19 protein-coding genes are annotated in these 18,951 nt (G+C 69.1%); 18 read left to right on the plus strand and 1 reads right to left on the minus strand.

Annotation, left to right across the window (positions count from 1 at the left end):
- Nucleotides 1-11: 11 nt before the first annotated feature.
- The 16 genes from ACOACQ_RS12535 (at nucleotide 12) to ACOACQ_RS12610 (ending at nucleotide 15,004) form a co-directional block, all read left to right on the plus strand.
- Nucleotides 12-773 (plus strand): SDR family NAD(P)-dependent oxidoreductase, encoded by a 762-nt coding sequence (locus ACOACQ_RS12535; RefSeq protein WP_378607200.1) that lies wholly within the window; start codon nucleotides 12-14, stop codon nucleotides 771-773.
- 230 nt (nucleotides 774-1,003) lie between these two features.
- The gene (locus tag ACOACQ_RS12540; RefSeq protein ID WP_420288393.1) at nucleotides 1,004-1,801 is read left to right on the plus strand and encodes an esterase/lipase family protein; all 798 of its coding nucleotides are present in this window, start codon (nucleotides 1,004-1,006) and stop codon (nucleotides 1,799-1,801) included.
- A gap of 21 nt (nucleotides 1,802-1,822) precedes the next feature.
- Nucleotides 1,823-2,662 carry a 1,4-dihydroxy-2-naphthoyl-CoA synthase gene (gene menB / locus ACOACQ_RS12545; protein ID WP_378607206.1) on the plus strand — a complete coding sequence of 280 codons (840 nt, stop codon included), beginning with the start codon at nucleotides 1,823-1,825 and terminating at the stop codon, nucleotides 2,660-2,662.
- Between the two features lie 44 nt (nucleotides 2,663-2,706).
- A complete protein-coding gene (locus ACOACQ_RS12550) occupies nucleotides 2,707-3,483 on the plus strand; it encodes an enoyl-CoA hydratase/isomerase family protein (protein ID WP_378607209.1) in 777 nt (258 codons plus the stop codon).
- A 9-nt stretch (nucleotides 3,484-3,492) separates the two neighbouring features.
- A complete protein-coding gene (locus ACOACQ_RS12555) occupies nucleotides 3,493-4,437 on the plus strand; it encodes an EamA family transporter (protein WP_378607212.1) in 945 nt (314 codons plus the stop codon).
- 157 nt (nucleotides 4,438-4,594) lie between these two features.
- Nucleotides 4,595-5,809 carry an ABC transporter substrate-binding protein gene (locus tag ACOACQ_RS12560; protein ID WP_378607215.1) on the plus strand — a complete coding sequence of 405 codons (1,215 nt, stop codon included), beginning with the start codon at nucleotides 4,595-4,597 and terminating at the stop codon, nucleotides 5,807-5,809.
- 64 nt (nucleotides 5,810-5,873) lie between these two features.
- A complete protein-coding gene (locus ACOACQ_RS12565) occupies nucleotides 5,874-6,728 on the plus strand; it encodes a branched-chain amino acid ABC transporter permease (RefSeq protein ID WP_378607218.1) in 855 nt (284 codons plus the stop codon).
- Nucleotides 6,725-7,768, plus strand: a complete 1,044-nt coding sequence (locus ACOACQ_RS12570) for a branched-chain amino acid ABC transporter permease (RefSeq protein ID WP_420288394.1) — start codon at nucleotides 6,725-6,727, stop codon at nucleotides 7,766-7,768. The genes ACOACQ_RS12565 and ACOACQ_RS12570 overlap by 4 nt, the downstream gene beginning before the upstream one ends.
- The gene (locus ACOACQ_RS12575) at nucleotides 7,765-8,466 is read left to right on the plus strand and encodes an ABC transporter ATP-binding protein (RefSeq protein ID WP_378607224.1); all 702 of its coding nucleotides are present in this window, start codon (nucleotides 7,765-7,767) and stop codon (nucleotides 8,464-8,466) included. Before ACOACQ_RS12570 ends, ACOACQ_RS12575 begins: the two co-directional genes overlap by 4 nt.
- On the plus strand, nucleotides 8,463-9,158 hold the full coding sequence (locus ACOACQ_RS12580; RefSeq protein ID WP_378607227.1) for an ABC transporter ATP-binding protein: 696 nt from the start codon (nucleotides 8,463-8,465) through the stop codon (nucleotides 9,156-9,158). Before ACOACQ_RS12575 ends, ACOACQ_RS12580 begins: the two co-directional genes overlap by 4 nt.
- Nucleotides 9,159-9,261: 103 nt before the next feature.
- Complete coding sequence (locus ACOACQ_RS12585) at nucleotides 9,262-10,485, plus strand: CaiB/BaiF CoA transferase family protein (RefSeq protein ID WP_378607230.1); 1,224 nt, start codon at nucleotides 9,262-9,264, stop codon at nucleotides 10,483-10,485.
- On the plus strand, nucleotides 10,482-11,294 hold the full coding sequence (locus ACOACQ_RS12590) for an enoyl-CoA hydratase/isomerase family protein (protein WP_378607233.1): 813 nt from the start codon (nucleotides 10,482-10,484) through the stop codon (nucleotides 11,292-11,294). Before ACOACQ_RS12585 ends, ACOACQ_RS12590 begins: the two co-directional genes overlap by 4 nt.
- A gap of 6 nt (nucleotides 11,295-11,300) precedes the next feature.
- Entirely contained in the window at nucleotides 11,301-12,140 is an 840-nt protein-coding gene (locus ACOACQ_RS12595) for an enoyl-CoA hydratase/isomerase family protein (protein ID WP_378607236.1), read from the plus strand.
- 6 nt (nucleotides 12,141-12,146) lie between these two features.
- Nucleotides 12,147-13,205: a phosphotransferase family protein gene (locus ACOACQ_RS12600; RefSeq protein ID WP_420288395.1), complete on the plus strand. Its 1,059-nt coding sequence runs from the start codon at nucleotides 12,147-12,149 to the stop codon at nucleotides 13,203-13,205.
- A complete protein-coding gene (locus ACOACQ_RS12605; protein WP_420288396.1) occupies nucleotides 13,202-14,230 on the plus strand; it encodes a DUF7064 domain-containing protein in 1,029 nt (342 codons plus the stop codon). Before ACOACQ_RS12600 ends, ACOACQ_RS12605 begins: the two co-directional genes overlap by 4 nt.
- Nucleotides 14,231-14,260: 30 nt before the next feature.
- Entirely contained in the window at nucleotides 14,261-15,004 is a 744-nt protein-coding gene (locus tag ACOACQ_RS12610) for an SDR family NAD(P)-dependent oxidoreductase (RefSeq protein WP_378607245.1), read from the plus strand.
- Nucleotides 15,005-15,074: 70 nt separating this feature from the next.
- On the opposite strand, the gene ACOACQ_RS12615 is transcribed toward ACOACQ_RS12610, so the two are convergent.
- Nucleotides 15,075-15,932 carry an alpha/beta fold hydrolase gene (locus ACOACQ_RS12615; protein WP_420288397.1) on the minus strand — a complete coding sequence of 286 codons (858 nt, stop codon included), beginning with the start codon at nucleotides 15,930-15,932 and terminating at the stop codon, nucleotides 15,075-15,077.
- 246 nt (nucleotides 15,933-16,178) lie between these two features.
- Between ACOACQ_RS12615 and ACOACQ_RS12620 the strand changes: the two genes are divergently transcribed.
- Nucleotides 16,179-16,970 (plus strand): SDR family NAD(P)-dependent oxidoreductase, encoded by a 792-nt coding sequence (locus ACOACQ_RS12620; protein WP_378607251.1) that lies wholly within the window; start codon nucleotides 16,179-16,181, stop codon nucleotides 16,968-16,970.
- On the plus strand, nucleotides 16,963-18,840 hold the full coding sequence (locus tag ACOACQ_RS12625; RefSeq protein WP_378607254.1) for an AMP-binding protein: 1,878 nt from the start codon (nucleotides 16,963-16,965) through the stop codon (nucleotides 18,838-18,840). The genes ACOACQ_RS12620 and ACOACQ_RS12625 overlap by 8 nt, the downstream gene beginning before the upstream one ends.
- Nucleotides 18,841-18,951 lie beyond the last annotated feature (111 nt).

Consider the following 18,951-nt stretch of genomic DNA (forward strand, 5'->3'; position numbering starts at 1 on the left):
AGGAGAACACAATGAGCAACCGCGTCGCACTGGTCACCGGTGGTGCCCAGGGCATCGGCAAGGGCATCGCCACCACGCTGGGTCGGGACGGGTTCCGGGTCGTCGTGGCGGACCTGAACCTTGCCGTCGCCGAGGAGACCGCCAAGGAGATCAGCGCCGCCGGGGGAGAGGCCATCGCCGTCCAGATCGACGTGACGTCGACGGAGTCGGTCAAGGCCGCCGTCGCAACCGTGGAGCAGGAGCTCGGCCCGATCGAGGTCGTGGTCAACAACGCCGGCTGGGACGACTTCATGCCCTTCGTGAAGACGACCGAGGAGTTCTGGGACAAGGTCATCGACATCAACTACAAGGGCGCACTTCGCGTCATCCACGCCGTGGTGCCGGGCATGACCGAGCGCGGCTTCGGACGCGTCATCAACATCGGCTCCGACGCCGGTCGCGTGGGTTCGTCGATGGAGGCGGTCTACTCGGGCGCCAAGGGCGGCATCATCGCCTTCACCAAGACCCTCGCCCGCGAGGTCGCGCGCAAGGGTGTCACCGCCAACACGGTGTGCCCCGGCCCGACGGACACCCCGGCGCTGCGCAAGTTCGCCGACGGTGCTGGCGGCGGCGACGCCGAGAAGGTCATCTCCGGCATGACGAACGCGGTCCCGATGAAGCGCCTCGGCACGCCGGACGACATCGGCCCGGCTGTCTCCTTCTTCGCCTCGGACGGCGCCGGCTTCGTGACGGGCCAGACGCTGTCCGTCAGTGGCGGCCTCACGATGGCCTGACGGACAGCGACATGTCCGTACGGGGATGGATCGGAGCGCTGCTGACCGTCGCGCTCCTGGTCCTGGTGTCGCCGCCGTCGCCTCCTGGCGCAGGAAGTCAGGTGGGGGCCGCTTCCGCTCACGCGCTCGGCGGCGGCGACGCCAGCCCCGTGCTCCGCACGCCCCGTGCCCGTCTGGACGCTGCCGTGCGATGCAGTCGTCTGGCCAACCGCTCCAACCCCAGACCTACGGTGCTTCTTGTCCACGGCACGGCCAGTGAACCCGACGAGGTCTGGGGTTGGGCCTTCGAACGCCAGCTCACTGCCGACGGCTACGGCTGGTGTGACGTGCGCCTGCCGAAGCGGGCGCTGGGTGACTTCACCGTCGCCGCGGAGTACGCCGTGCACGCCGCCCGGGTGGCCCATCGACGCAGTGGTCGCAAGGTGGCGCTGGTCGGGCACAGCCAGGGTGGCGCGATGGTGCTGTGGGTCGCGAAGTTCTGGCCCGACGTCGCGCGGCATGCCTCGGACGTCGTACCGATCGCCGGGCCGTTGCGCGGTACGGCGGTCGCCAACGCACTGTGCGCGACCTGCCGGTGCGCTCCGATCGCCTGGCAGATGTCCCGCGGGGGCCACACCATGCGGGCGCTGGAGCGGGCGCCGATGCCGCAGGGACTGGCCGTCACGTCGATCGCGACGCGGCTCGATGAGCTGATCACGCCGCAACCGTCGGCGAGCAGTGGTCGAGGGATCCGGACGATCCTCGTCCAGGACGTGTGTCCCGGCCACGTGGCCGAGCACGCGTTGCTCTCCAGCGACCCGGTTGCCTATGCCCTGATGATCGACGCGATCAGGCACCGTGGCACGGCCCGCGCCGCGAGGGTCGACACGCGCGTGTGCTCGCGGGTGGTCCTGCCGAAGGCGGACCTGGTCGGGAGCCTGTCGTTTGCGCCGATCACCGTCAGCTTCACGACGGGCTTGCTGAACCCCCTGACCTGGACCGGTCGCGAGCCCGCCCTGCCTTCCTACGCGCGCCGCTACGGCGCCTGATCATCCCGTCCCGAGGAGACCATGACCCACCCCGCTGACACCGTCGACTGGACCGCGAGCGGCCAGTACGACGACATCGTCTACGAGACCAGCCACGACGGGATCGCGAAGATCACGATCAACCGGCCGGAGGTCCACAACGCCTTCCGTCCGCAGACCCTGGTCGAGGTCGACCGGGCGCTGATGGTCGCGCGCGAGGACGAGACCGTCGGCGCGATCATCCTCACCGGCGCCGGGGACAAGGCGTTCTGTTCCGGTGGCGACCAGCGGGTGCGCGGGGACAGCGGCTACAAGCTCGACGACCACGCGACCGGGCGCTTCCACGTCACCGACCTGCATGTCGCCATGCGTCGGTGCCCCAAGCCGATCGTGGCCATGGTGGCGGGTTGGGCCATCGGCGGTGGCCACGTGCTCCACCTGGTCTGCGACCTGACGATTGCCGCCGACAACGCCGTCTTCGGCCAGGTCGGTCCCAAGGTCGGTTCCTTCGACGGCGGCTACGGATCGAGCATCCTCTCCGACCTGGTCGGTCCCAAGAAGGCCAAGGAGATCTGGTTCCTGTGCCGTCAGTACGACGCACGCGAGGCGCTGGAGATGGGCCTGGTCAACACCGTCGTACCGCTGGCCGAACTGGAGGCCGAAACCGTGCGGTGGTGTCGCCAGATGCTGGAGCTCTCGCCACGAGCGCTGCGGATGTCGAAGCTCAGCTTCCATGCGCACGAGGACGGCTACGCCGGCATCCAGCAGCTCGCCCACGACGCGAACCTCCTCTTCTACGGCACCGACGAGGCCCAGGAGGGACGCGAGGCGTTCAAGGCGCGTCGCACCCCCGAGTTCACCCGCTTCCCGCGGCGGCCCTGACCGCTCGCCGTACCTGATCGACGAACCCCGAAAGCAGGAACCCGATGTCCGAGAACCCCGTCGTCACCTGGACCACCGATTCGCCCGGCGTCACGGTCGTGACCATGGACCGGCCGCCCGCCAACGCCCTGGGCATCCCGATCCTGGACGGCATGCATGCCGCGATCGACGCCGCCGAGAAGGCCGGCGACGTGAAGGTCATGGTGCTCACCTCCGCCCGTGACGGCTTCTTCGCTGCCGGCGCGGACATCAAGCACATGTCGACCATCGACGCCGACTCCTTCCTGGCGTACGGCGACAAGATGCGCGCGGTGAACGACCGGCTCGCGGCGTCGCCCTGGCTCTCGATCGCCGCAGTCGACGGACTGGCCCTCGGTGGTGGCCTCGAGCTCGCCATGGCCTGCACGATGCGGGTGGCGGGACCACGTGCGAAGCTCGGCCTCCCCGAGGTCAAGCTCGGCCTGATTCCCGGTGCCGGCGGCACGCAGCGGCTGACGCAGCTGGTGGGTCGTGGTCGTTCGCTCGACATCATGCTCACCGCCCGCCAGGTCGATGCCGAGGAAGCTCTCCGGATCGGACTGGTCGACCGGCTCACCGACGGCGACGCCGTGGCGGCGGCGCTGGAGCTCGCCGGCGACCTGGTGACGTCCTCTCTCCCGGCCCAGCTGGCCGTCGTACGCACGGTGGATGCCGCCTTCGAGATGCCGTTGGCCGAGGGCATCGCCTTCGAACGCTTGCAGGAGCAGGGCCTCTTCGAGGACGGTGAAGCAGCCGAGGGCATCGCTGCGTTCATCGCGAAGCGCGCTCCGAACTTCGCGTGACCCGGCTCCGTGCCTGAGGGGCTGCAGGCGGTCAACCGCAGGACCCTCGTGGTCTGCATGGCTGCCGTATGGCTGTTGTGGGGGAGTGTCTACCTGGCGATCCGGTTGGTCGTCGACGAGGTCGACCCCTTCCAGGCCATGGCCCAGCGCTACCTCGTGGCCGGGCTGGTCCTCGCCGGTATCGCCGTCCTCCGCAAGGGCTGGCGAACGCTGCGACTGAGCCGACCGGAGATGGTCGGCCTGCTCGCGACCGGCATCCTGCTCCTCGGGTTCGGCAACGGCTTCCAGGCGCTCGCGCAGGTCCGCGGGCTCCCGTCGGGTGTGGCCGCCCTGATCGTCGCGACGGTGCCGGCCTGGGCCGTACTGCTCCGACTGGTGACGGGCGATCGTCCGCCGGTGGCGACCTTGTGCGGTGTGGCGGTGGGCTTCGCCGGCCTCGCGGCCCTCATCGGCGTCGGGCAGACCACCGGGGAGGCGCTGCCCCTGCTGGGTGCTGTCTTCTGCCTGGCGGCGAGCGTGAGCTGGACCGTCGGTTCGTTCCTCCAGGGCAGCCTGCGCCTGCCGCAGGACATCGTCGCCGTCGCGGCCTATCAGCAGCTGGTCGCCGCCGGCTGCTCGACCACGCTCGCCCTGGCGACGCGCGAGCAGTTCAGCACCGACTACTCCGCGCAGGGCTGGTTCGCGCTGGCCTATCTGGTGGTGGCCTGTTCGATCGTGGCCTTCCTCGCCTTCGCCTGGTTGCTCGCGAACGTGCCGCTCTCCCTGGTCGCGACCCACGCCTATGTCAATCCGGTCGTCGCGGTCTTCCTCGGCTGGCTCGTCCTTGCCGAACCGATCGGGCCGGGAGTCCTGGTGGGCGGGGGCGCCGTGGTCGGCGCGGTCGTCCTCATCATCAGTTCCGAGCGGCGCGCCGCGGCCAACACGCGGGTCCCCGAGACGATCGCGCCGGGCTGATCCGGCCCGTTTCCAGGCTGGTGGGGGTTCCGCCTACCTCTTAGGGGATAGAAGAACCCCCCCTTATAGGGTCGAACCGATTTAATTATCAGACCATACTTGGTGACGTGAGACACACCGATGGGCGGTCGTGTCGAAACCCGAGGGGATCTTCTGCATGAAGCGACGACTGCTGGCGGCTGCAAGTGCTGTCACGTTGGCAATGACCATGGCCGCCTGCGGGGCGGCCAGCGACAGTTCGGGTGGTGACAGTGAGGACGGCCCCATCAAGGTCGCGCTGATCCCGCCGACCAGTGGAGCCCTGGCTCAGTTCGGCACCGACGCGGTGAAGGGCTGGAAGACCGCGGTCCGCCTCATCAACGAGAAGGGCGGCATTGACGGCCGCAAGATCGAGCTCGTCGTGAAGTCGACCGACGCCGACCCGGCGACCACTCTTCGGGTCGCGAAGGAAGCGGTGACCAAGGACGGTGCCCAGTTCATCGGAGCGGTGATGACCTCGCCGGAGCACGGTGCCCTGAACGCGCAGCTCGAGGGCCTCGGCGCGATGTCGTTCAACGCTCTCGGCAAGGACGACGCCCTCATCGGTGAGCAGTGCTCGCCGTACGCCGTGCACGTCGTGCAGAGCACGAGCATGGACGTCAACGCACTCGCTGCTTCCCTGACAGAGCTGCCCGGCGAGAAGTGGGCCATCCAGGCGGTGGACTACGCCACGGGTCACAGCGCGGCCGACAAGTTCAAGGCCGCCGCGAAGAAGGCCGGCAAGGAGGTCGTGCTCGAGCAGTTCGCTCCGCTCAACACCACCGACTTCGGCTCCTACATCACCAAGCTGAAGGACAGCGGTGCGGACGCTGTGTTCGCCGTCGAGTTCGGTGCTGACGGCGTCGCGTTCGTCCAGCAGGCCGACCAGTTCAACCTCGACGCGCAGCTCAAGACCGTGCTCGGGCTCAACATGGTCTCCGAGCCGCTCTTCAAGACCCTGGGCGACACGATCGTCGGCTACTACAACAATGTCGGCTACGACGCCGCGGGCGACAACGAGCTCAACAAGGAGTTCGTGGAGGCCTACACCGAGGACAACGGGTCCGCGCCGTACTACGTCCCGGCCGACAATTACCTCGCTGCGCAGACCCTCTTCGCCGCGATCGAAGAGGCCGGCAGCTCGGACCCGGCGAAGGTCTCCAAGGCCATCGACGACCTCGAGGTCGACACGATCGTCGGTGAGGTCACCGTCCGTGGCGCTGACCACCAGGTCCTGCGCGACTCCTACGTCGGCCAGGTCGTGAAGGGTGACGGCGGGCTCGCGTTCGAGATCCTCTCCAACACCACGCCCGACCTGACCACCCCGGAGCCGAACTCCGACTGCAAGTTCTGATGCGCACGGACGCCGGTGTGCGGGGAACCGCACACCGGCGTCCCGGTGTCAGGAGAGGACGAAAGTGAACGCAGCACAACTTCTCAACGGGGTGGCCCTGGGGTCGCTCCTGATGGTGCTGAGCTCGGGCCTGGCGATGATCTACGGGCTCCGCGGTGTGGCGAACTTCGCCCACGGGGCGCTCTACATGTCGGGGGCCTACATCGCCTACTCGGTCGCTGACGTGGCCGGTTTCTGGGTTGCGTTGCTCGTGGTGCCGCTCGCGCTGGCTGTTGTCGGCGCGATCCTGGAGCTCGTCTTCTTCCGGCCCCTTCAGCACCGCTCCCACATCGAGCTCGGCCTGATCACGTTCGGCCTGGCGCTGATCGCAGAGCGGGTCGTGGTCCTTGTCTGGGGCGAGCGCACCCTGCGGGTCAACCCGCCCGAGTTCCTGCAGGGGACGACGAACTTCCTCGGTGTCGAGTACCCGAGCTACCGACTCGCGATCATCGTGATCGCCCTCCTCCTGGCCGCGGGGCTGATCGTCTGGCTGCGGAGCAGCTCGATCGGTCTCCACATCCGTGCCGCCAGTCAGGACATCGAGACGGCAGCCATCATGGGCATCAACGTCGACAAGGTCAGCCTGGTCGTGGTCGCCGTCGGCGCCGCGCTCGCCGGCCTGGCCGGTGCACTCGCGGCGCCCTATGTCGCGCTCGACCCGGGCATGGGCAATGCCTTCCTCATCACCGTCCTGATCGTGGTGGTGGTGGGCGGCATCGGGAGCATCGCCGGCGCCATGATCGCCGGAATGGGCCTCGGCATCATCCAGAGCGTCGCGACCGTGTGGTCCCCGAGCTTCGCGGTGGTCGTCCCCTACGTCGCCCTGACGATCGTCCTGCTGTGGCGGCCCACCGGGCTTGCCGGAAAGAGGGTGTCATGACCACGACGACCCCCACCGATGACGTGACCGAGACGATGCTGGACGTGCTCCCGCCGGCCCGTGGACGGCGCAAGGGCACCCTGATCGGACTCGGCCTCGCCCTGGGTGTGCTGCTCGCCGGGCTGGCGGTGCCCCACGTGGTGACCGACACCTACGAGATGAGCCTGGTGCTCGACGGCACGATCCTGAGCCTGCTGGCCATCGGCATCGGGTTCCTGGCCCGGCACCTCGGCATCATCAGCCTCGGCCACGGCGCCTTCTTCGGTGCCGCTGCGTACGGCGTCGGCATCGCCACCACCAACTGGGGCTGGACTCCGACGGCCGCCGTCGGATTCGGAATCCTCGTCGGCACCGGCATGGCTCTGCTGATGGGCCTGCTCGTCGTCCGCGCGTCCGGCTTCGGCTTCCTGATGCTGACCCTGGCACTGTCGCAGGCGCTCTACGCCCTGAGCGTGCAGACATCGGCGCGGCCGCTGACCGGTGCCCACGACGGCAAGCTGCTGGCCTACGACCGGGACATGACCTTCCTCGGCCTCGGCCAGGCCGACGTGATGAACCCGGGCCTGTTCTGGCCGATGGCCTGGATCGCCCTCGTCGTCTGCGCGACCCTGCTCTGGCTGGTCGGCAGATCACGGTTCGGCACCACGCTGGAGGGGATCCGGGAGAACGAGGAGCGGATGCGCTTCTCCGGCTACGACACGTTCCTTCCGCGCCTGCTGGCCTTCGTCCTCTCCGGGGCCGTGGCGTCGATCGGCGGAGCGCTCTTCGCAATCAACGCCGGCTACATCTCGCCCGACATCCTCGGTTTCGCCCGAGCGGGCGACTCGCTGATTGCCGCCCTGATCGGTGGGTTCGGCCTCCTGGCCGGGCCGATCGTCGGAACGTTCCTCTACGTCTATGCGCAGGCGAACTTCAACTTCGGTGGGAATCTCCACCTCTTCACCGGACTGACGCTGATCCTGGTGCTCGTCTTCATGCCCGGTGGCATCACCGGCACGCTCCAGAAGCTCTACCACCGACTGAGGAAGGGACAGCGATGACGATCTTCGAAGGACACGGCCTGACCGTGAAGTACGGCGCCCATGTCGCACTGGACAACGTCGACATCGCGCTGGAGCCCGGTGTGGTCCATGGCGTGATCGGCCCCAACGGCGCAGGGAAGTCGACGTTCATCGATGCCCTGTCAGGACGCAAGCGTCCGTCATCGGGACGGGTGACGTTCGAGGGTTCCGACATCACCCGCCGATCGGTGCGGTGGCGGCGGGGCAAGGGCCTGTCGCGCTCCTTCCAGCGCACCAGCGTCTTCGGATCGATGACGGTCGGCGACCAGCTCGACATGGTCGCCCGCCGCAACGACGAATCGGATCTCGACGGGATCATCGCCACGCTGGGTCTCGACGGGATCCGTGACCGGGTCTGCTCCGAGATCGCTTACGGAACCCAGCGATCGGTGGACCTGGCGATCGCATTGATCGGCCAGCCCAAGGTCGTCCTGCTCGACGAGCCGTGCGCCGGCCTGGTGCACGACGAATCGGTGCGGATGCTCCAGCACGTCCGCGACGTCTGCAAGGAACGCAATGTTGCTGCGCTGCTCGTCGAGCACGACGTCGAGGGTGTGTTCCGCACCTGCGACGTGATCACCGTGCTGGACCTCGGCAAGGTGCTCGCGAGCGGTACGCCCGAGGCGGTCCGCGCCGACAAGAACGTGATCCGTGCCTACCTCGGGAGCGCAGCATGACGACGCCGATCCTGGAGTTCCGTGGCGTGACCGCCGGCTATGCCGGATCGATCATCCTGCAGGACCTGTCCTTCTCCATCAGCGAGGGAGAGACCGTCGGCCTCGTCGGGCGCAACGGTGCCGGCAAGTCCACCACCTTGATGTCGGTGTACGGCGTCCCGACCGTGTCCGGAGAGATCCTCGTCGGCGGCGAGCCGATCGGGCGCAAGGCCCACGTGCCCACCGCCCGGGGTGTCTCCCTCGTGCCACAGGGCAAGCGGATCTTCGGCAACCTCACGGTCGAGGAGAACATCGTCCTTGGCCAGGCCTCGGGCCGCCCGACCACCTGGACCCTTCCCGATCTCTACGAGCTGTTCCCGAACCTGGCACGCGGGAAGAAGCGGCCGGGCACGTCACTGTCCGGCGGCGAGCAGCAGATGCTCGCCATTGCGCGTGCGTTGATGGCAGGGCCGTCGCTGCTGATGCTGGACGAGCCCACCGAAGGGCTGGCTCCGGTCATCATCGACGCGATCGTCGAAGCGTTGAAGGAGATCCGGTCCCGCGGTACCGCCCTGCTGCTGGTGGAGCAGCACATCGGGATGATCCAGAAGGTCGCCGACCGCTACCTCGCACTGCGCAAGGGGCGCTTGGCCGGCGAGGGGCCGGTGTCCCAGCTCAGTGACCGTGCGGTGCAGGAACTGATCGCGCTCTGAGCCTGATCCGGGCTGAGGCGGATGGAATTGTCTCCACTTCGACTCCGGAAAAGTATGGCCTGACCATTAGTTCATGACTTACGCTCGCCGTGGAGGTGATGGGATGTCTGCGACCGTCGCGGAACGATCGTTCACCGGGCCCCTGGTGGGGCTCAGGGTGGTCGAGATCGGGAGCATCGGCCCCGGGCCGTACTGCGCGATGCTGCTCGCCGACCTCGGTGCCGACGTGATCCGGGTCGACCGCACCAGCGGGGCCGCCCTCGTCGGACCCAATGCCGACTTCCGCACCGAAGTGATGCACCGCGGCCGGCGCTCGGTGGCCGTGGACCTCAAGCACCCTCGTGGCCGAGAAGTGGTCCTCGACCTCGTCGCGGGTGCCGACGTACTGATCGAGGGCTTCCGGCCCGGCGTCACCGAGCGGCTCGGCATCGGGCCCGCTGACTGTGCCGCCGTGAACCCCCGGCTCGTCTACGGGCGGATGACCGGCTACGGCCAGGACGGACCGATGGCCCAGGCCGTCGGACACGACATCAACTACATCGCCCAGAGCGGAGTGCTCGCGCTCCTCGGCCGCAACGGCCAGGCGCCCACGCCGCCGCTGAGCCTCGCCGGTGACTTCGGCGGCGGTGGTGCGGTCCTCGCCCTCGGTGTCGTGGCCGCCGTGTGGGAGGCACAGCGCTCGGGTCTCGGGCAGGTGATCGATGCGGCGATGGTGGACGGCTCAGCCCTGCTCGCCGCCGCCTTCCACGGGTTCGTCAGCACCGGCACCTGGGACACCGAGCGAGGGACCAACATCGTGGACTCGGGCGCACCGTTCTACGACGCCTACGAGACGGCCGACGCCAGGTGGCTGGCGGTCGGTGCGCTCGAGGCGCACTTCTACGCCGACCTGCTGGAGATCCTCGGGATCGACCCCACTGCCTTGCCCGACCAGAACGACCGGACGCAGTGGCCACAGTTGAAGAAGGTGTTCGCCGACGCCGTACGGAGGCGGACCCGTGACGAATGGATCGAGCGCGCGGCCGGTCGCGGCTGCATCTCGGCCGTGCTCGAGGTGGAGGAGTCGTGGACCGACCCCCACAACCTTGCGCGCGGGACCTTCGTGGACGTCGCCGGCGTCACCCAGCCCTCGCCCCAGCCCCGGTTCAGCCGGACGCCGGCGTACGTCGACAGCGCCCCGCCGGCGCCGGGCGAGAACACCCGGGAGGCCCTCGATGGATGGGGCATTCCCACCCGGAAGATCGACGAGTGGGAGGCCGCGGGCGCCATCGCGCAGACCACGCCGATCACTCGGGAACCAACCCAGGAAGGCAGTGCTGCCCGATGAAGAGCCTTGACCGCAGCTACGAGACGCTCACGCTCGAGGAGGCGACGCCCGGCGTCGTGGTCCTCACGCTGGACCGTCCCGAGCGCTACAACGCGATGACCAACGAGATGTTCGTCGAGCTCGAGCGGGCCGCGCTCGACCTCGACCAGGAGGATGACCTCCGGGCGCTGGTGCTGACCGGCGCTGGCGCGGCCTTCTGCGGTGGCTATGACCTCGCCGACGCCGACGGCCTCGCCGACCTCGGAGCGATCCAGATGCTCAACCAGCAGGAGCGCGCAGCGCGGTCGCTGGTCTCGGTCCGCAGCATCCGGGTCCCGGTGATCGCCGCAGTGAACGGCCCTGCGGCGGGTGGCGGGCTCGCCCTCGCCCTGCAGGCCGACATCCGGCTCGCGGCGCCGGAGGCGAAGTTCAACGCAGCCTTCGTCAAGATCGGCCTGACCGCTGGCGACCTCGGCACGTCGTGGCTGTTGACCCGCCTGGTCGGCCCCGCGGTCACCAGCGAGATCTGCTTCACCGGCCGGATGGTCTACGCCGAGGAGGCCGCCCGGATCGGGCTGGTCAACAGCATCAGCGAGCCCGGCAAGCTGATCGAGGACGCACTCGAGCTGGCCGGCCAGATGGTCGCCAACAGTCCCGGTGGCGTCCAGCTCTCGAAGCGGGCGCTCCAGGCCAACATGGAGATCGGCTCGTATGCCGCCGCCCTGGAGCTGGAGAACCGCGGACAGGCGCTGCTCACCCGCAGCACCGACATGCCCGAGGCCCTCGCGGCCTTCAAGGAGAAGCGCAAGCCCGTCTTCAAGGGGGAGTGACCAGTCATGACCGTGACAGACGAGAGGCCCGCTGTGCAGATCGACTTCCCTGACCTCCAGGAACTGACCTTCGAGGTGCTGCCCGGCGACATCGGCGTGCTGCGCATCAACCGGCCCGACCGGATGAACAGCCAGACCATCCGCATGTTCAGCGAGTACGGCGAAGCGGCGTTCGCGCTGCGCGACGCGCCGCTGCGGGCGCTGATCGTGACCGGCACCGGCACGCGTGCGTTCTGCGCCGGCTTCGACCTCGAGCAGATCCACCAGATCACCGAGATGGGGGTGCGGGAGTTCCTGAAGTTCCAGGAGACCGCCACCGGCGGCATCCAGGGCCTGCACTTCCTGCCGTTCCCCGTCATCGCGGCGGTCCACGGACCGGCGACGGGTGGCGGGCTCGCGCTTGCGCTCGCTGCCGACATCCGCCTGTGCGACCCGGCGGCCAAGTTCAGCGCCGCCTTCGTGAAGGTCGGCCTGTCCGTGGGCGAGCTCGGGACGTCGTACCACCTGACCCGACTGGTGGGGCCGGCTCGGGCTGCGGACATCGGTTACACCGCGCGGGTCGTGGGTGCCGACGAGGCCGAGCGGATCGGGCTGGTCAACCGGGTCGTGCCGACCGACGAGCTGTTCGACGCCGCCGTCGCGCTGGCGCAGCAGATCGCCGAGAACTCTCCGGCGGGTGTGCGGATGTCGAAGCGGGCGATCCAGCGCAACCTGGAGATCTCGTCCTACGCCGCGGCGCTCGAGCTCGAGAACCGTGGCCAGGCACTGATGACACGCACCGCAGACATGCCCGAGGCGTTGGCGGCCTTCAAGGAGAAGCGGGCCCCTCGCTTCACCGGCCAGTGAGTCCCGATGAGTGACTGGGACTGGTCGCCCGACCAACGCGACGACCTGGCTGTCTTCCTGGAGAAGCGCGGCCTGACCACCGGGACCGTGACGACGAAGCCCATCGGTGACGGGCACTCCAACCTCACCTATCTGGTGTCCGACGAGAGCGGGAGCCAGGTCGTGCTCAGGCGTCCGCCGCCGCCGCCGACTCCGCCGGGCGGACACGACATGCTGCGCGAGGCCCGGATCATCGGTGCCCTGGCGGACACACCGGTGCCCGTGGCTGAGCTCCTTGCCACCTCCGTTGCGGGCGAGCTGCTGGACGTGGACTTCTACGTGATGGGCTTCTCGGCCGGCCCGGTGATCACCACGGACACCCCTGCCCCACTCGACGACCCCGTGGTGCGTCGGCGCCTGGGGGAGTCCCTGGTCGACACCCTCGCCGACCTGCACGCCGTGGACTGGCAGGCCGTCGGTCTCGGCGACCTCGGTCGGCCGGAGGGCTTCAATGCCCGCCACCTGGCCCGGATGGCGCGACTGGTGGCGGACGAGTACGGGAATCCACCGGCCCACTTCGCCGCCGCCGAGGCGTGGTTGCGCGACCGGGTTCCTCCCGAGTCGGGCGCCACGATCGTCCACAACGACTTCCGCATCGGCAACGTGGTGTGCTCAGCCGAGTCGCCCGGGACGATCGCCGCAGTCCTGGACTGGGAGCTGGCCACGCTCGGGGACCCGCTCTTCGACCTGGGCTACTTCCTGGCCTCGGTGCCGGTCGGGGCTCCGGTCAACCCGACCCAGGAGCTCAGCACCGCGTTGCTCGAGGACGGCTACCCGACGCGCGACGAGCTGGCGGCGCGCTACGCCGAGCGCACGGGCGCCGACCTGTCCGCCCTGAACTGGTACACCACACTCGCTCTCTGGAAGCTGGCGGTGCTCTACGAGTACGGCCGCAGGCGTGCCGTCCGCGGGGTCGGTGATCCCTACTACGCCGACCAGGCCCTGGTGCAGGCGTTCCTGGTGGACGCCCATCGCACGGCCGGCCTGCCGCCGCCACCCGAACCCGACCTGGAGGAAACCCGATGAGCACCCGCTTCCACGAGACGTTCCACGACCGGATCATTCGCGCCGAGGAGGCGGCGGGCCTGCCCGATCGGTTCTTCGACCGGTTCGTCTTCAACGTGCACCCGACCGATGCCACGGCACCGTCGGTGCTCTTCGGGCTGGGACTGCACCCCGTCCGCGACACGGTCGACGGGTTCGCGATCCTCTCGACCCCGACCGAGCAGCGCAATGCGCGCTACTCGACCGAGCTCTCGGCGACGGCACCCGGCACCTGCGGTCCGTTCAGCTTCGAGGTCGTGGAGCCGAACAAGACCTGGCGCGCGACCCTCTCCGACAACCCCACCGGGATGACCTTCGACCTGACCTGGGAGGCACGGACTCCCGCGTGGTGGGGCGACATCGACGTGACGAACTCGTCCGGTGAGATGACCTCGTTCTCCCACCTCTTCCAGTCGGGTTGGGCGTCCGGAACCCTGACGATCGACGGCGTGGAGCAGCGGGTGGAGCGCTGGTACAGCCAGCGCGACCGGTCCCGCGGCGTCCGCACGATGGCCGGTGGGCAGGGTCTGCACATCTGGTACCAGGCACAGTTCGAGGACCGCTCCGTCGGCTTCCTCCTGGTGGAGTCGCGCGACGGCGGCCGGATCCTGCTGGAGGGCGCGGTCATGCACACCGACGGCACCCTCGACGAGATCGTCGACGTGCAGCACGACCTGGTCTTCGACGACCAGCTCGACCTCAAGTCCGGGCGCGTCCAGGTCACCACCGCATCCGGTGCCGTCTATCCCATCGACACCGACGCTTCTGCCGGTGGCGGCTACATGGCCGGCGGCGGGTACGGCGGCCACCACGGCAAGCCGCTCGGTCGCGACCACGTGGAGGGCGAGGTGTACCCGCTCGACGGCTCCGTCACCCAGCGGACCCTCGACTCCTCGCTGACCGACCGGCTCTGCTCGTTCGACTGGGCAGGCAGCCCGGGCTCGGGCATCTTCGAGTTCGCACTGACCCGCTCGTCGTCGTACCGCTATCGGGCGACGCTGGTCTGAGTGCCTTGACCGACCGGGTTGACTGAGCCGATGGACCTCGGACTTGCCGGACTCGGCGCCCTCGTCACTGGCGGAAATCGCGGTATCGGCAAGGCCGTGGCAGCGGCACTTGCACGCGAAGGCGCTCAGGTGGTCCTGCTCGGCCGTGACCGCGCGACGCTCACCACGGCCGCTGCCGAGGTGGGGGCCGCGGGCATCGTCGCGGCCGACACCACCGACGACGCTTCGGTCCGCGCGGCCGTGGACGAGGCCGCCGCGCTGCTGGGCCGCCTCGACGTCGTCGTCAACTGTGCGGCCCCACGGGCGCTGCCCGGCCAGGTCCCCGGTCTTGCCGGCCTCGATGACGAAGACCTGCTCCGCAACGTCGACACCAAGGTGCTGGGGTACCTGAGGGTTGCGCGGGCGGCGGTTCCTCACCTGCGCCGCCAGGGCGGTGCGATCGTCAACATCAGCGGCATGAACGCGCGAGCCACCGGATCGATCGCGGGTTCGGTGCGCAACATCGCCGTGGTGGCGTTGACGAAGAACCTCGCCGACGACCTCGGACCGGACGGCATCGCCGTGACCTGCGTGCACCCCGGACTGACGGTGACCGAACGCACCGAGGGTGACGCTGCCTATGCCGACCTGGCGTCGGGCAACTCGCTGCGGCGGCCGGTCTCGGCCGCCGATGTGGCCGATCTCGTCGCCTTCCTGGCCTCGCCCCGCGGCCGGCTGGCCAATGGTGCCGTGATCACCGCCGATGGCGGTCGACCGGGCGGCATCTGGGCCTGAGGTGGCCCCACTGCGAGCACTATGGATGCGTCGGGACACGTTGGCTGAACGGACCCCGGCGGTCGGGTGATCAGCTGCGCTGGGTGAGCCACTCGATCACGTCGGCAGTGATCTCGTCGCGGTTGGTCTCGTTGAAGATCTCGTGGCGGGCCCCGGGGTAGAGGCTCACGGTGAGGTCCGTGACCCCGGCGTCCCGGTAGCGCTGGCCGAGCAGCTGGACCAGCTGGCCGCCGCCGGACAGTGGGTCGGCGTCGCCCGACGTGACGAGGATCGGGAGGTCGTTGCGCACGCCGGCCAGGGCCGTCGGGTCGCCCAGTCGAGCGGCACCCGCGAAGAGCTGGGGAACGGCGGTGTCGGGCAGGTCGAAGCCGCAAAGGGGATCGGCGACGTACTTGTCCACCTCGGCGTCGTCGCGTGACAGCCATTCGTAGCCGGTCCGGTGCTCGAATCCGGCATTGAAGGCCTCCAGGCCGACGGGGCCTTCGGCCTTCGCGAGCTCGGCTCCGAGGACATCGAGTGCGGTCGAGCCCGACAGCACCACTCCGGTGTACTGGTCGGAGTGGTCGAGGATGACCGTCTGCGCGGCGAAGGAACCCATCGAGTGCGCGACGAGGAAGAGCTGAAGGTCGGACTGCTCCTTCAGCGAGGCACCGAAGGCTGCGACGTCGGCGACCAGGGCCGTGAAGTCGAAGTGCCCGAGCTGGTCGGCCGAGGCGACCGAGTTGCCGTGGCCGCGGTGGTCAACGGCGTGCACCCGATAGCCGGCGGCGACGAGCGCCCGGGCCAGCCGGTCGTAGCGCCAGCCGTGCTCGGCAAGCCCGTGAGCGATCTGGACGACCCCTCGGGGATCTTCGAGCTCCTCGCCCCAGGTGTACGTGGCGATGGCGGTGCCGTCGCTCGGTGAGGTGAAGGTGGCGGTCGAAGGCATGGTGGTCTCCTCGGATCGGGGGCCGCCATGGTGTCACTGCGAGTCCTGATCGGGCCGAGGGCGGGGCCGTGGTGGCTGGAAAAGTCGACAGTCGGTGGCGGCCGATTTCATTTGGTTGGACAATTTCGTGCATTGGGGGTTGATAACTGTCAAACGTCAGTCTAGGTTCGTTTCCATTGGTCAGTGGTGTACGTCACTTTGCACCAAGTGAATGGTCGGACCAGACGACGTTGATGGAGGAAGACGATGAGTGCCACGGAGTCCGCAGGCGAGTTCGCCGGCCAGGGCGTTGTCATCGCCGGTGGAACCTCGGGCGTGGGCCTGGCGACGGCGATCGAGTACGTCCGCGCCGGCTGCACGGAACTGGTGGTCATCGGACGCAACGAGGAGCGCGGCAAGCGCGCGGTCGAGGCGGTGCTCGAGCACGCACCCTCGGCCCACGTCGAGTTCATCTCCGCTGACCTCAACGACCCCGCGTCGGCGGTGGAGGCGGCCGACACGGCGCACCGCCTGCTCGGCCGGATCGACGTCCTCGTCTGCTCGACCGTTGCGCCGTACCAACCGACGTTGCTCCACGACATCGCCATCGAGCAGCTGCGCGAGATCCTCGTCGAGCAGGCCCTGGGGCCGCTGCTCATGACCCGGGCCGTGCTGCCCTACCTGCGCAGCCAGCGGTCCGGCGCGATCGTCAACATCGCCAGCGACGCGGCCAAGGTGCCGACGCCCGGCGAGACCGGCATCGGGGCGGCGATGGCCGCGATCGTCACCTTCTCCCAGACCCTCGCCGTGGAGGCGAAGCGCGACGGCATCCGCGTGAACGTCCTGACGCCCTCCCTGATCACCGACACGGCGTCCTTCGACCGGGCCATGTCGCAGGAGTTCAGCAAGAAGATCTTCGACAAGATCTCCCGCCAGGCCGCCCTCGGCATGACCGAGCCCAGCGACCTTGCCCATGCCGCACTGTTCCTCACGTCGCCCCGGTCGCGCCGGATCACGGGACAGGTCGTCAGCGTGAACGGGGGGATCTCCGTTGTCTGAGCCGACCCTGGTCCGCAAGCGGATCCGCAGTGCGCAGGACGTCGCCGAGATCGAGGCGACGTACGACGCGAGCGACCTGCTCCCCGCGCAGACGATCCTCGGTTGCCTGCAGTACGTCGCCGCGGAGCACCCGGACAAGCCGGCGATCATCCAGGTCGAGGCGCCCGACTTCCTCACGCCGAACCGGACGGTCACCTATCGCGAGCTCGTCGCGGACGTCGAGGCGACGGGCGGGTTGTTCCGGCGTATCGCCGGCGAGGCCGACTCGGTGGTCGGGCTGATGCTGCCGATGGTGCCCGAAGGACTGAGCGCGCTGTGGGGAGCGCAGGCGGCCGGCGTCGGCGTACCCCTCAATCCGTTCCTGGACCTTGCGCCCGTCGCGGCGATCCTGCGGGAGACCCGGGCGACCGTGCTGGTCACGACGCGTGACCTGCTCGAGTCCAAGGGAAGCATTGCGGCGCTTCGTGCCGAGGTGCCCTCCCTCCTCGAGGTCTTGTACGTCGACGACGTCGATCCCGCACTGGACCTCAGGTGCCGGGCAGCCGATCACGGCGGCCACCTCGACGCCGAGTTCGACCAGGATCCGCGACGTGACTCCCTGATGCAGCCGACCGGCGGCACGACCGGAACGCCGAAGCTGGTGCGGATGAACCAGGCCGGACAACTGCACGTCGCATGGAACGTCGCCGCACTGATGGGGAACGAGCCCGACGGCGTCACCGCGCACGGGATGCCGAACTTCCACTGCGGCGGCACGATCTCCCTCGGGCTGCGTACCGTCATCTTCGGTGGCACGCTCCTCACCCTCACCCAGGTCGGCTTCCGGTCGCGCGAAGCGGTGGCGTCCTTCTGGGACATCGCCCGCCACTACCGGGTGACCTCGCTCCTCGCCACGCCCACCACGGCCCTCGCGCTCCTGCACGGCGACGGCAACGCGGAGGGCTGCGTGGTCCGTGACTTCCATGTCGGCGGCAGCGCCGCGCCGATGGAGCTGGTGCTCGCCTTCCACGAGCGCTTCGGCATCTGGCTGCGCGAGAACTGGGGAATGACCGAGCTGCACGGTACGACGACCGGCCACTTCAACGACGGCACGCAGCCCCGCGTGGGTTCGGTCGGTCGACCGTTGCCCTTCGTGAGGGTCAAGGCGGTCGAGCTCGACGGCGACGGTCGCTGGGTCCGGGACTGTGCGCCGGGAGAACGCGGTGTGCTGCTGACCGCGACCCCGACCGTGATGTCCGGCTACGCCAATGCCGAGCTGGACCGCGACTACTTCCCGAGCGGTGTGCCCGGTGAGATGCCCGAGGGCTGGCGGTGGGGCAACACCGGTGACCTCGGCAGCGTTGACGAGAGCGGCTACATCTGGGTGTTCGGCCGTGCGAAGGACCTGATCATCCGCGGCGGACACAACATCGACCCGCGGGCGATCGAGGACGTCCTCGCCGAGCATCCGGACGTCCACCTCGTGGCGGCCATCGGCCGACCCGACCTCGCGAAGGGCGAGTTGCCGATCGCCTACGTCGAGGCGCGTTCCGGCGCGACCCTCGATCCCGCGGAACTGCTCGAGTTCTGCCGCACCCACGTGCACGAGCGCGCCGCCGTGCCGGTCGAGGTCGTCGTCATCGACGAGATCCCGTTGACCCCGGTCGGCAAGGTCTCCAAGCCAGCGCTGCGCGCCGACGCGGTGACCCGCGTCGTCGAGGACCTCGCCCGTTCGTTCGATCCCGGCGCCGAGGTCAGTCTCGACCAGTCGGGGTCCCGGCTCGGCGTCGACATCGTCCTGCACGACCCGACCGTCGAGGACGACCTGCGTCGAGCGGCGACGGGCTTCGAGTTCGCCACCCGGATCAGGCTTGCGGAGGTGGCTCGATGACCACGAAGAACGACGGGTAGCCCGGCACCGCCGCCGTTTCCTCCCTCGCCACCGCGGACCCGCCCGGGTCCCCGGATGGTTCACCCTGCCCACCCCACTCAGAACATCTGT

This window comes from Nocardioides sp. CPCC 206347, from assembly GCF_048654605.1.
Classification (GTDB): Bacteria; Actinomycetota; Actinomycetes; order Propionibacteriales; family Nocardioidaceae; genus Nocardioides.